Annotated in this window: 11 protein-coding genes and 1 pseudogene; 11 read left to right on the forward strand and 1 reads right to left on the reverse strand. The window is 45.2% G+C overall.

Translation table 11 applies throughout. The features are described 5' to 3' along the window. A pseudogene (locus HMPREF1986_RS13420) lies at positions 1-367 on the reverse strand (hypothetical protein); the annotation flags it as partial. 88 nt (positions 368-455) lie between these two features. On the opposite strand from HMPREF1986_RS13420, the gene HMPREF1986_RS11375 reads away from it, so the two are divergent. From HMPREF1986_RS11375 to HMPREF1986_RS11425, 11 genes are all read left to right on the forward strand, one after another. Continuing rightward, a complete protein-coding gene (locus tag HMPREF1986_RS11375; RefSeq protein WP_021774987.1) occupies positions 456-1,415 on the forward strand; it encodes a MarR family transcriptional regulator in 960 nt (319 codons plus the stop codon). Further along, a complete protein-coding gene (locus HMPREF1986_RS11380) occupies positions 1,399-2,157 on the forward strand; it encodes a hypothetical protein (protein ID WP_021774988.1) in 759 nt (252 codons plus the stop codon). Before HMPREF1986_RS11375 ends, HMPREF1986_RS11380 begins: the two co-directional genes overlap by 17 nt. A 52-nt stretch (positions 2,158-2,209) precedes the next feature. After that, on the forward strand, positions 2,210-3,226 hold the full coding sequence (locus HMPREF1986_RS11385) for an O-acetyl-ADP-ribose deacetylase (RefSeq protein WP_021774989.1): 1,017 nt from the start codon (positions 2,210-2,212) through the stop codon (positions 3,224-3,226). A 187-nt stretch (positions 3,227-3,413) separates the two neighbouring features. After that, positions 3,414-4,073, forward strand: a complete 660-nt coding sequence (locus HMPREF1986_RS11390; protein ID WP_036600486.1) for a vWA domain-containing protein — start codon at positions 3,414-3,416, stop codon at positions 4,071-4,073. Positions 4,074-4,497: 424 nt separating this feature from the next. After that, the gene (locus tag HMPREF1986_RS11395) at positions 4,498-5,868 is read left to right on the forward strand and encodes an MATE family efflux transporter (protein ID WP_021774993.1); all 1,371 of its coding nucleotides are present in this window, start codon (positions 4,498-4,500) and stop codon (positions 5,866-5,868) included. Positions 5,869-5,872: 4 nt separating this feature from the next. Further along, positions 5,873-7,228 (forward strand): MATE family efflux transporter, encoded by a 1,356-nt coding sequence (locus tag HMPREF1986_RS11400; protein ID WP_021774994.1) that lies wholly within the window; start codon positions 5,873-5,875, stop codon positions 7,226-7,228. Between the two features lie 771 nt (positions 7,229-7,999). After that, a complete protein-coding gene (locus HMPREF1986_RS11405; protein WP_036600488.1) occupies positions 8,000-8,566 on the forward strand; it encodes an HD domain-containing protein in 567 nt (188 codons plus the stop codon). A gap of 85 nt (positions 8,567-8,651) precedes the next feature. Continuing rightward, entirely contained in the window at positions 8,652-9,713 is a 1,062-nt protein-coding gene (locus HMPREF1986_RS11410; protein WP_242837385.1) for a helix-turn-helix domain-containing protein, read from the forward strand. Between the two features lie 115 nt (positions 9,714-9,828). Beyond that, entirely contained in the window at positions 9,829-10,434 is a 606-nt protein-coding gene (locus HMPREF1986_RS11415) for an MptD family putative ECF transporter S component (RefSeq protein ID WP_036600509.1), read from the forward strand. A gap of 3 nt (positions 10,435-10,437) precedes the next feature. Further along, a complete protein-coding gene (locus tag HMPREF1986_RS11420) occupies positions 10,438-11,115 on the forward strand; it encodes an energy-coupling factor transporter transmembrane component T family protein (protein WP_021775001.1) in 678 nt (225 codons plus the stop codon). Beyond that, positions 11,115-12,596: an ABC transporter ATP-binding protein gene (locus tag HMPREF1986_RS11425; protein WP_021775002.1), complete on the forward strand. Its 1,482-nt coding sequence runs from the start codon at positions 11,115-11,117 to the stop codon at positions 12,594-12,596. The genes HMPREF1986_RS11420 and HMPREF1986_RS11425 overlap by 1 nt, the downstream gene beginning before the upstream one ends. Positions 12,597-12,868 lie beyond the last annotated feature (272 nt).

Genomic DNA, 12,868 nt, shown 5'->3' on the forward strand with positions numbered 1-12,868 from the left:
ATAAGAATGGTGGCTCAGAAGGATCTTGGGATATTAGCTGCGGCTTCTCAGAACGAAAGCCGCGTTTTAGAAGATCATCGGACTTCCGGGCATTTTTATCCATCTTCGTGATCCCGTTTGGTTTCCGCTGTGGTCTGCGGCGTAGTCCGATCCCCTCCATGATCCTGCAGACGGTCCTCTCGCCGGGGATGTCTGCTTCCGGATCCTTTAGTTTCAGGGCATCATGCCTCCGGCTGCGGCCGTAGGTATCGTTCCATTCGTCCTCTGCTGCGAAAGCGCGCATCTTATCTGCAAGATTCTCGTTTTTCCAGGGGGTATTCCGGTGCTTTAAGAAGTAATAGAATCCTTGCCGAGAAACCTGGAGCACGCTTTTTAACTACTCTTAACTCAAATATTGTATCTTAACTTAAAAAGAGTTATAATACAGAAAAAGAGTTAAGATCGAAGGTGATGACATGGAATATCTCAATAAAGTTCTTGGAGTCAAGGTTGCCTGTGAGGATGTGGACTTTAAGCACTTACCCAATTTTATAGCCACAAGGTATCGCTTACAGATGGTGTCTATGAATGAGCAGAAGATGGTTTTTCTTTATCCTAAGACAGAACTGGAGCAGATTGAAGTACTGAAAAAGCATATTGCCCGGATACAGAAAAATAATAATTTGCCTGTTGTGCTGGTGTTAAAAGAACTTAGCCATCGCCAGAAAGAATATTTGATTCGTGAGAAGATTCCTTTTATTGTAGATGGGAAGCAAATTTATTTGCCCTTTATGGCGGTGTGTTTGCAGGAACGGTGCAACGCCGAAAAAAAGCCACGGGAAGAAATACTTCCATCGGCGCAGATGCTTCTACTGCATTTCATTTATGGAGGCGCACAAGAACTATCCACAAGTCAAGCTGCGAAGGACTTGGAACTGACCCCTACTTCTATATCAAGGGCATCGAGACAACTTGAAGAAATGGGATTGCTGCATATTAAGAAAGTAGGTGTGCAGAGGATCATGCGATCTGAGGATTCTCCGAAAATACTGTTCCAAAAAGCAGGAGATAAGTTACTGAACCCAATAAAACGAACGGTTTATATTCCGAAAGAATTCGTGAGAACAGACTTGCTGGAAAGCGGATATTCGGCATTGGCAGAGTATTCCATGTTGAACGCACCGAATGTCAGATGTTACGCGGCAGAAAGAATTTCTCAATGGAAAGATGTTATGACCAATAGCTTGCAGAATTCGCAGGTGCAAGTGGCCGTAGAGATGTGGAGATACAATCCCCGAAAATTGTCTATGCGAAATGTTGTAGACGAACTTTCGTTGGCATTGGCATTGAGAGAAGATGCAGATGAACGAGTGGAGGAAGCAGTGGAAGAAATGCTGAATGGACTGTGGAGGAAAATAGATGGTTACAGGAATTGACAGCTTTAAGGAATGGTTCAAGGGCAGTGAAGAACAATATGCCATCATTGGAGGAACGGCGTGTGACATTCTGATGACGGAAGAAGGATTGGACTTCCGAGCAACAAAGGACATTGACCTTGTTCTGATTATAGAAGCAGTTGACGCGAATTTCGGAAAGAAATTCTGGGAATATGTAAAACAGGCTGGATATGAACATTGCAATAAAAGTTCGGGTGTGCCGCAGTTTTATCGCTTTAGTCACCCAATCTCGAATCAGTATCCTGCGATGATTGAACTTTTCACGCGAAAGCTGGATGCCATTCAATTTCCAGAAGATGCAGTGCTAACACCGTTGCCGATGGACAAAGATATTTCAAGTCTGTCTGCTATTCTTTTGGACGATGATTACTACGAATTTTTAAAGCAGGGGAAAGTCACTGTTGATGGAGTGACTGTCTTGGATGCGGCATATTTGATTCCATTTAAGGCAAAAGCGTGGATGGATTTGACAGATCGTAAGGCCGCAGGAGAACACGTTGATAGCAAAAATATCAAGAAACATAAGAATGATGTTTTTCGTCTGACGGAGTTGATTGATCCCACCGCCAAGATAGTGGCTCCCCAAGGAGTTTATGCCGATATTCAAGAGTTTGTCCAGCGTATGAAAAATGAAAACGTGGATATTAAACAGTTGGGATTGGTTGGCAGAACAAAGGAGAAGATTCTGGAAGAATTGAAAGCAATGTATGAGACACTTTAATAGATATTTGAACAGACATGGGTATTGATCTGACGAATGGGAGGTATGCTTCATGCCGTTGCAGATTATCAGAAACGATATTACAAAAATGGGTGTTGACGCAATCGTCAATGCTGCCAACACTTCTCTTTTGGGCGGCGGTGGTGTGGACGGCTGCATTCATCGTGCGGCCGGGCCGGAACTGCTTGCAGAATGTCGGACACTGCATGGCTGCGAGACCGGCAGCGCAAAAATCACAAAGGGATACCGCCTGCCCTGCAAATATGTGATCCATGTAGTCGGCCCGCGCTGGCGGGATGGCAAGCATCAGGAGCAGCGGTTTCTGGAATCCTGCTATCGGACATCTCTGAATCTGGCGAAAGAAAATGGCTGTCAGTCGGTGGCTTTTCCGCTGATTTCCTCCGGCATTTACGGCTATCCCAAAGACCAGGCTCTGAAGGTTGCAGTCGATACCATCAGCACGTTCCTGTTGGAAAATGAGATGATGGTCTACATCGTTATCTTTGATAGGAAGGCATATCAGATTAGCGGAAAACTGTTTGCTGATATCGCAGCGTACATAGATGACCGGTATGTGGAGGAACATACCGAAAGCCGAGCAGAACAGAGACGGCGGCTCGAAGCGTTGTCAGAGGAAGCCTGCTTTGAAGCTGCCCCTGCCCCGCTGCCGCCTGAAGCAATCTGTAAATCTTGCAGTAGTCAATCTCTGGAGGAGGCACTGGGACAGATGGATGAGAGCTTTTCGGAAATGCTGCTGCGGAAGATTGACGAAAGCAGCATGACGGACTCGCAGTGCTACAAGAAAGCAAACATTGACCGGAAGCTCTTTTCCAAAATCCGATCTGATAAATTCTATAAGCCATCCAAACCTACGGTGCTGGCATTTGCCCTCGCTTTGGAGCTGCCGCTTGTCCAGATGCAGGAAATGCTCGGCAAGGCAGGGTTTGCCCTTTCCCATTCGAGTAAATTTGACATCATTGTAGAATATTTTGTCGAACGGGGGAACTACAATGTGTATGAAATCAACGAGGCATTATTTGCCTTTGACCAGAACTTGATCGGAGCATAAGGACGAAGAAATGTCGCTTTCCATGCGACCACTCCGCGAAAGAAAATCGCTATACTATGGCTGTAAGGTACGAAACCGAGCAGCCATTTTGCGTGAGTAATGAGCCAAGGTTTGAGCTTGCTCGAAACCTTGGCGAATGCCGCGACAGCGAGCCCGTAAGGGCGAGATCTTCTGGGAGGACAAGCATATGAGAAAGAATTTAACAGAGATCATTTTTATCTTAGATCGCAGCGGTTCCATGAGCGGACTGGAACGGGATACCATCGGCGGATTCAATTCCATGATTGAGCAGCAGAAAAAAGCAGGGGGCGAGGCATTGATCTCAACAGTGCTGTTTGACAATGAGAGCGAAGTCCTGCACGGCCGTGTAAATGTAAAGGACATCCGACCGATGACCGACCGGGATTACACAGTTCGCGGATGCACGGCACTCTTAGATGCCATCGGCGGTGCGATTCATCACATTGGAAATGTTCATAAGTACGCAAGACCGGAGGACGTACCGGAACATACAATGTTCGTAATCACTACGGACGGAATGGAAAATGCCAGCCGCCGGTATAACAGCGAAAAAGTGAAGCAGATGATCGAGCGGCAGAAAGCAAAATACGGTTGGGAGTTTTTGTTCCTTGGTGCCAATATTGACGCGGTAGAGACCGCAAGCCAGTTTGGAATCGGTGCAGATCGTGCAGTCAACTATCAGTGCGACAGTGAAGGAACCGCGTTGAATTATGAGGTGGTCAGCGAAGCAATCAGCTCTGTCCGGTGCAGTGCCCCGCTGAGCGCAGACTGGAAAAAGCGTATAGACGAAGACTACAAAAAACGTGGAGGCCGCAAGCACAAGTAAATATTTTTCAAAGCCGGGGTGATGATTCACTCCGGCGTTTTGCGCGAGCAATGAGCCAAAGTTCGAGCTTGCCCGGTACCTTGGCGAATGCCGCGACAATGAGGAAAACTCGCAAAGCATGTTTTCCGAAATTCTGGCAGGAACTGCCATTAAAGCATCCGGAACGGATGCGCAGCCCGATGCCGCAGGCAGCGTTCTAAGGGGATTGGGGAATTTCCCCAACAAGCAGGGCTTTCGTGCCACGAAAGCCCTGCTTGCAGAAGAGTGGCAAGCTTAAAGTACATTGACATTTGCTTTCGCTCATGCTATATTTTTTTCGTTCGCTCGGAGGGCGAGTTGTTCATGGAAACAACAGCCGGATAAGGCGCAGACTGAGATGTCTGTCCTTTGTCCGGCTTTTTCGCGTATATAAGGAGGATTTTCAATGGATTTTCTTCACGGGAATATCAAACAAATTTACTTTAAGTATCTTGTCGCCGCCTTTGGCAGCGCCATAATCACATCCATCTATTCGATTGTGGATATGGCGATGGTTGGACAGTATCAGGGGCCGGATGGCACAGCTGCCCTTGCAGTAGTCGCTCCGGTTTGGAATCTTATCTACAGTCTGGGTTTGCTGATGGGCATTGGCGGCGGCGTTATTTTCAGCATTGAACGCGGCGGCAATGCCAAACATACCGGAAACGAAAACCAATACTTCACTGTGGCAGTCATCGGATCTGTTTTTTGGGCAGGTCTGGCATGGGCAGTGCTGGTGCTGTTGGAAACGCCATTGCTCACTTTCTTTGGTGCCAATCAAACATTGCTGCCGCTGGCACAACAGTATCTGAAGCCGGTCAAATCGGTATTCCCTCTGTTTTTATTTAATCAGATGCTGGCGGCATTTCTTCGCAATGATAACGACCCTGCCCTCGCAACCGCGGCTGTCTTGTCCGGAGGCGTTTTCAATGTCTTTGGCGATTGGTTCTTCGTGTTTCCCTGCAACATGGGGTTGTATGGCGCAGGTCTGGCAACAGCGCTCGGCTCCGTAGTGTCATTCTGTGTTATACTGACACATTTCTTTAAGCGTACCAATACGCTCCGTCTGGTTAAAATCACCTCATTCTTTCGCAAGTTCTCTAAAATTTCCGGGATTGGCTTTTCTTCATTCTTTATTGATGTGGCAATGGGTATCCTGACGATTCTGTTCAACCGTCAGATTATGAAATATCCGGGATCGGATGCGCTTGCAATCTATGGCCCTATCATCATTGTCAGTACCTTTGTGCAGTGCTGTGCATACAGTGTTGGGGAGGCAGCACAACCCATCATTTCAACAAATTACGGTTCCGGAAAGGGCAGCCGCATCCGGGAAACACTGCATCTGGCACTGGGCAGCATGGTCTTTTTCGGTATCTTCTGGACTGCGCTCAGTTTGGCTTGTCCGAACCTCTATATCCGTATTTTTATGAGCCCCACTCCGGCGATTCTTGCAATTGCGCCTGCTATCATTCGGATATACGCGGTTTCGTTCCTGCTTTTGCCCTTTAACATTTTTTCGACCTACTATTTTCAAGCTATTTTGCAGCCAGTGGCCTCCTTTATTGTTTCCGTTGCAAGAGGGTTGGTCATCAGCGGCTTTCTGATTTTGCTCCTGCCAATTTTGTTCCATGCAGAATCCCTCTGGCTTGCCATGCCCATTACAGAATTTTTGGCTGCGATTTATGTCACGATTCAGATGAAGCGTGCTGCGGAAGCACTCCCGGAAAAAGATGAGGAAGCTTCGGATAGAAAACTGAAAGCTATGGAGGGATAGGATAATGTCGAAAGATGAATATTTGATCACAGATACACCTCTGAAAGCATTGACTGTTTTCGCAATGCCAATGATTCTCGGCAGCTTTTTTCAGCAAGTATACAATATGGCGGATTCGATCATCGTCGGGCAGTTTGTTGGTTCCCCTGCACTTGCGGCTGTCGGTGCCTGTGCTGCATTGACGAATGTTTTCATTTGTGTGGCGCTGGGGGCTGGTGTCGGTGCCGGTGTGCTCGTGAGCCGCTATTTCGGTGCCAAAGACTATGGTAAAATGAAAACGATCGTGTCAACTTCCCTGATCAGCTTTTTACTCCTGAGCATCATCCTTGGCGTCTTCGGCTTTGTTTTTTCCCATTCGATGATGAGCGGATTACAGACCCCCGCCGATATACTGGAGGAAGCAGTGCTGTATTTGCGAGTCTATTTTGCAGGCTTTCCGTTTTTGTTTATGTACAACATTCTCTCGACCATGTTCACTTCGATTGGGGAATCAAAAATTCCGTTGGGGCTTCTGATTTTTTCCTCTGTCCTGAATATCTTTATGGATCTTTGGATGGTCGCGGGGCTTGGTCTCGGTGTGTTCGGTGCAGCTCTTGCAACCCTGATCGCGCAAGGCATTTCCGCCTTGTTTTCGCTTTTGATCTTTTTATATCGGATGCGGCGATATAAGAGCAGCTTCCACTGGTTTGATGAGCAGGAGTTACAATCCATGCTTCGCATTGCCGTGCCATCGGTTCTTCAGCAGTCAACGGTGTCCATCGGTATGATGATCGTACAGGCAGTCGTAAATCCATTCGGCACACAAGCACTTGCAGGGTATTCGGCGACGATGCGGATAGAGAATGTTTTTTCTCTGATCTTTGTATCCATCGGCAATGCAGTTTCACCGTATGTTTCCCAGAATCTTGGCGCAAAGAAAACGGAGCGTATCAAAAAAGGATACCGAGCCGCACTTGTGTTGGACCTCTGTTTCGCAGTCCTTGCTTTCATCGTTATTGAATCGCTGCACACGCAGATCTCCTCGTTGTTCCTGGGGAAAGATGGAACGGCCTTGGCTTATCAGGTGTCCGGTGATTACATGAGATGGCTCGGCTACTTTTTCCTCTTCATGGGGATCAAGATGGCAACAGATGGGGTCCTTCGTGGGCTTGGGGTCATGCGCCCGTTCCTTATTGCAAATATGGTGAATCTGGCAATTCGCTTGTCCGTTGCTTTGATCTGTGCGCCGCGTTTTGGGATTGCCTTTGTCTGGCTTGCTGTACCGGCGGGCTGGCTTGCAAACTTCCTGATCTCCTATACGGCACTCAGATCCTCAATTCAGGTCTTGAACCGGCAATGTATTGTTACAGAGGATTGCTAATTTTCAATTTGTGTTAGAGTCGCACAGCATTATCGTTACCAGCTCAAAGTATGTTGCATCTGAAATAGATGCCTTTAGCCCAAAAGTACGCCTTGGCAAAGGTCGGCGGCAAGGGTATGTATATAGTATTGCTGTCGCTGTTGGTGAAAAGCCTATAGAGCGCCTTCGCTTTGATAGGGCGCATGACAGAAGATCCATCAATCAGGACATTTCCGCAAGCAGGACTTCCGCATCCGGCAGCAACTTCGGAGTTTTCCGTTTCAGTATATCCCGCAATTTCGCAATGTTGCGGTCACATAAGACAATATTATGATTGTCAGCGATGTACAGAAGTGTCCGCGCCGGATATGAAAACAGTAAAGTAACTATGGACATCTATGCGAAAGTTAAATACAATAAACCAGAAACACTGCATGGAGTTGTTAATAGAGTCCTTGAAAATATTGTGGGTTTAAGATGGGGACAACCGAAGGGCGGAAATCCCGAAAAGCCGTATAAAATCAGGATTTTTCAATGGAGAAACGGTCAGCGGTACGGCCCCAAGGCCGCTTGTCGTGCACCGCAGTTCAGCAAGCGATAATCGACAAGATCAAAATACTGCTAAACAGTACGTTAAGTATCATAAGCCCAGAAGGATGTTGGAAGAGTCGACTGAAAAAAGAAGAGAGCGGATACTTATTTGTTTCCGTATAATGGTGATACAGGCGATAGACTGACTATATGGTGTAAGAAAAAATGAGTGTGTATTTTAATCGTTGAGGAGGATTAAAGATGAATCCAGGAGAATATTTGGAGATCTTACATGTTGCGGAGAGATTGAAAGACACCCCAAGGCATTGTACAACGAGCAAAGGGCGAACTGAAAGCGTAGCCGAACATAGCTGGAGAATTTCTCTTATGGCGTTTCTTTTGAAGGGGGAATTTCCTGATGTAGATATGGAGAAAGTGATAAGCATGTGTTTAATTCACGATTTGGGAGAGTGCTTTACTGGAGATATTCCAACCTTTATAAAGACAGACAATGATCGTGACGTTGAAGCTTCGTTGTTATCGAAATGGGTCAATACACTTCCCGAGGATATCTCAAGAATGATGACGGAATTGTATTCAGAGATGGATAAGCAAGAGACAGTTGAAGCAAAAATATATAAAGCATTGGATAAGCTAGAGGCATTGATTCAGCATAATGAATCGCCGCTCGATACATGGTCTGAGAATGAATTTGAGCTTAATAAAACCTATGCATTTGATACCGTAAGATTTTCTTCATGGCTTACTTCACTTAGAGAAGAGATCCTTTCGGATACATTGAAGAAAATAGATTCTGAACAAAGATAGAATAATGTGATTATTCCGGGCTTCCCATTATACTTCAGATATATAATAAAAAGTTAATCATGGCAAATAAGGGAGGGGATTGGCAATGCCGACTTATGGAAGAAAAGCACTCTCCAGTGTAATTGAAATCCTATTGCAAACAGAATTGCCGGATCAATTTGAAGGAGCAGCGCTGTATGGCACTCCAGAAGAAGTCAAAGATGAAATGCGTCGGGATTGTAGAATTTTCAAACTGTCAAATGAAACGGGGCACGGGAGAATTACAGTCTATCAGGTTTTTCCGGGAGTTGAGCTTTATTATAATGATATACACATGGGATATTGTAGCCGGAATCAGCTTCCTACAAGAAATGGGATAGAAATCAACCATTGTCGAATCGGACGTTTTGAGTGCAGCTTTGGTGAGAACAATTGCTGTTATATGGCAGATGGTGATTTATCCATCAGTGCCATGAGGAAGAAAAAGTCAAATTCGTGTTTCCCTCTGAATCATTATCAGGGGATTTCCATTATCATCAATCTGAAGGAATTGTTGCCGGAAATCCGACAGATTATGGAACTTCTGAATGTGGATCTCTATCATATTCAAAAATATATATGCGATGGCAACCGATGCTGTATTATGCGTGCCAATCCATCGATTGAACATATTTTTTCAGAACTCTATCATGTCCGGGAGAAAAGAAAACCGGGATATATGAAAGTCAAAATACTGGAACTGCTTCTGTTTTTAAGTGATCTTAATACGGAAGAAGAAGCGTTACAGGAGAATTATTTTAATCAAAATCAAGTCGCCTTAGTTAAGGCAGTGGCGTCTTATATCACGGAGGATCTGACGACTCATCACACAATCGAACGGCTTTCTCAAAAATTCGAGATTTCCACGACAACGCTAAAAAAATATTTCAGGGGTGTTTATGGAAGCTCTGTTTATTCCTATCTCCGTACTTATCGGCTTCAGGCTGCCAGAAAGATGGTCCTAAAAACAGATCTGTCGGTAACAGAGATAGCAGGTAAAATCGGATATGAAAATCCAAGTAAATTTACTTCCGCCTTTAAGGAAAAGTATGGAAGTTCTCCAACAAAATTCAGGAAGGAGATCTGTTCGGATAGAAAAGGGTCCGTATGGAGTGGCGAGGTGATATGAGCTGCATTAAAATATTCTTCGTCCGATAAAAGCAGGTAGATTGCTTGAGCTAACTTGTTTTTTGGACATGTGGTTGGCGGATTCTAACTTACTGGAAGACGAAGAGGATTTCCAAATGGAAAACGAAAAATCGGCAGGAAATAAATATACTGTCAAAGACGCAGCAATCATTGGTATTTTCTGCGCAATCATGTTTGTTGTATTTATGGCTTATTCTATTCTGACAGGAGCATCTCTGTTTTACTCCATGATTTTCAATGCGGCCGGAGCAGCACTGATTCTCGCACCGTTTTATGCTTACATGTGCATGAAAGTCGGCAAGCATGGTCCTGCCCTTGTCTACAATATCATGTGGGCAGTGGTTGCGGGACTGATGATGGGCCCATTTATGATTCCGTGGTTTTTGGGCGGCGGTATTATTGCAGAACTTTCTATGTGTGGAAAGGATGCCTATCACGATATTAAGCGAGTATCCGTTTCATGGGTGATTACAGCATTGGTTCGTGCGGCACATGGCATGTCAGAGATCTGGTTTTTTAAGAAAGCGTTTCTCGCCACTGGTGTCAGTGAGCAGCAGATTCAAGTGCAGACAAAGTATTATACGGATCCAAAGTATGTCCTTTTGAGCCTGGCTGTCACCGCTGTCCTAGCTATTTTGGGCTGCATGATCAGCAACAAACTGCTTGTAAAGCACTTCAGAAAGAGTGGCGTGATTAAATAAACTATGAATATAGAATTTGATTTCCGAACTAAATTGCTTGTCATAGTCCTTATGATGTCGCTGGTGGCGGTGCTCACAAGCGACATTTTGATATACACACTGTTGGGTGCTTTAAGCGTATATTTAATGATTCAGGGCTTTGGCATACAGACAATAAAGTATATGATTGTCTGCGGTGTTTTTATTGTGCTGCGGATGCTTTCAGGCGGACGGGGCATTACTTTTCTGATGCCGGAAATGTTTCTGTTCATGGTGCTTCGTATCATGGTGATGATCATGGCAGCACAGCCTGTCATTGGCATGCCACCAGGAGAGGTCGTTGCGGTTTTTAAGAAAATTCATGCTCCCGATGGAATTGCGTTGCCAGTAACCTTCATGCTTCGCTTCTTTCCAACCGTCCGAAGTGAATTTTCCGATGTATTTTCTTCCCTTCGATTACGAAAACTGTTGTCATGGAGACATCCTCTGGATGCTATGGAGTATATTGTTACGCCCGTTATTTTCCGCTCGTCCAGAATAGCAGAAGAACTTGCCGCTTCTGCTGAAAGCAGGGGAATTGGAAATCCGGGGAAACATACCTGTCGCAGGAAAATAAAATTTCAAAAAAGGGATTGGATCATGTGCGTGATTGCTGTCGGTGTAACAGTAATCTATTTTGTACTGGAAAGGACGGCTGCATAATGGAAAATGATAAAGCAAGGCGATCCGTTATTCGGTTTGAAAATGTATCTTTTCAGTATCCGGGAGCGAAAACAGAAAGTATATGCCATATCAACATGGATGTAAAAGCGGGTGAATTCCTCGTGCTGACTGGCGGGAGTGGCTGTGGCAAGACCACAATAACACGATTGATTAACGGATTAGCGGAACAATTTTATGAAGGGACGTGTGATGGAAGCATTACACTGTTGGGACACGACATATCGGAATATCCTCTGCATGAAATCGGGAAAAAGGTCGGCTCGATTTTTCAAGATCCCAAAAGTCAGTTTTTTGCCAGTATTACGGAGGATGAAATTGCGTTCGGATGTGAAAATTATGGAATTTCGTATGAGGAGCTGGATGAGAGAGTATCCAATGCGATCAAGCGTATCAATGGAGATACGCTGCGCGGAAAAGAGATTTATCCTATGTCCAGTGGAGAAAAACAGAAAATAGCAATCGCTTCCGTCAACGCTGTTGATCCGGAAATTTATGTGTTTGATGAACCGTCAGCCAATTTGGATATGTATTCCGTTGAAGCGCTGAAAAAGCTGATGAGAGAATTAAAAGAAGAGGGTCATACGATAGTTGTTGCCGAGCATCGGCTTTATTATCTTACAGAGCTTGCGGATCGCTTCCTCTACATGGAAAACGGGAGTATAAAAGAAGAATGGACTGCTTGGGACCTGCTTTCCATGTCAGAAACAAAGAGACAGGTCATTGGGATACGAGCGCCGGATTTACGCATTATTGAAGAGGATATTCCTTCTGCAGAAGAAGGAGTTGTGACACTGGATGTAAAGAGGCTGACATTTTCCTATCACAAACATCAGGTTTTTCATGATGTATCCTTTCAGGCGTTTGCCGGTGATCTGATGGCTGTTGTAGGACCCAACGGAATAGGAAAAACAACCTTATCAAATATACTTTGCGGTATGCAAAAAGAAAAGGCTGGACAAATCCTATATAATGGGAGAGAGGTTTCTAAAAGAAAACGGAAGGATTTTGCCTATTTCGTCATGCAGAATACAGACTGTCAGTTATTTGGCGACAGTGTGGAGGAAGAACTGTTTTTGAATGGAAAAGGCAGTACACAGGAGCAACGGGAAGAAATGCTAAAATTGTACGGCTTGCTTGAATGGAAAGAACGGCATCCGGCGACTCTTTCTGGGGGACAAAAACAGCGACTCACTCTCGCTGTATCCGATTGGATAAATACACCGGTTTTGATTTTGGATGAACCTACCAGCGGTCTTGATCTCAAAAATATGATGAAAATATCTGAGCACTTGAAAACGCTTGCCGAAAAGGGGAAGACCATTTTGATAATTACCCATGATTATGAATTTGCTGCCATGACCTGCAATCGGGTTCTGCATTTTGTGGATGAAGGTCATGTAGAAACATTTTCCCTGCGAGGGAATCTGCCCCGGTTATATTCCTGCCTTATGTGCCAGTAGGTCTTGTTGTTCTGGTTAAGCGTTTTTGTAACACTTATGGCTTAAATTTCATGAAGTTCCTGACGGGAAGCACTCCCATCCCACTGCGTCAAGGACAAACGCCGGACGGACTTTCTCCTGCGTATGTGATCCGGCTGTGTAGTAGTACACAGGGGACTGCCAGGAGAGTTCTATCAAGCGGAATCGTTGCATGATGGATCATGCTGACTGTCCATCCGGGAATGTTCCTGCGACCTTTGGCCAGCGTAAAGTTTTTGTAGGATAGGATAGCT

The sequence above is a fragment of the Oribacterium sp. oral taxon 078 str. F0263 genome (genome assembly GCF_000469565.1).
Taxonomy (GTDB): domain Bacteria; phylum Bacillota; class Clostridia; order Lachnospirales; family Lachnospiraceae; genus Oribacterium.

Coding starts and splice junctions, on each gene's coding strand:
- HMPREF1986_RS11385 (WP_021774989.1), top strand. CDS start 2,210: ATGCCGTTGCAGATTATCAGAAACGATATTACAAAAATGGGTGTTGAC.
- HMPREF1986_RS11390 (WP_036600486.1), top strand. CDS start 3,414: ATGAGAAAGAATTTAACAGAGATCATTTTTATCTTAGATCGCAGCGGT.
- HMPREF1986_RS11420 (WP_021775001.1), top strand. CDS start 10,438: ATGAATATAGAATTTGATTTCCGAACTAAATTGCTTGTCATAGTCCTT.
- HMPREF1986_RS11425 (WP_021775002.1), top strand. CDS start 11,115: ATGGAAAATGATAAAGCAAGGCGATCCGTTATTCGGTTTGAAAATGTA.
- HMPREF1986_RS11395 (WP_021774993.1), top strand. CDS start 4,498: ATGGATTTTCTTCACGGGAATATCAAACAAATTTACTTTAAGTATCTT.
- HMPREF1986_RS11410 (WP_242837385.1), top strand. CDS start 8,652: ATGCCGACTTATGGAAGAAAAGCACTCTCCAGTGTAATTGAAATCCTA.
- HMPREF1986_RS11405 (WP_036600488.1), top strand. CDS start 8,000: ATGAATCCAGGAGAATATTTGGAGATCTTACATGTTGCGGAGAGATTG.
- HMPREF1986_RS11380 (WP_021774988.1), top strand. CDS start 1,399: ATGGTTACAGGAATTGACAGCTTTAAGGAATGGTTCAAGGGCAGTGAA.
- HMPREF1986_RS11375 (WP_021774987.1), top strand. CDS start 456: ATGGAATATCTCAATAAAGTTCTTGGAGTCAAGGTTGCCTGTGAGGAT.
- HMPREF1986_RS11415 (WP_036600509.1), top strand. CDS start 9,829: ATGGAAAACGAAAAATCGGCAGGAAATAAATATACTGTCAAAGACGCA.
- HMPREF1986_RS11400 (WP_021774994.1), top strand. CDS start 5,873: ATGTCGAAAGATGAATATTTGATCACAGATACACCTCTGAAAGCATTG.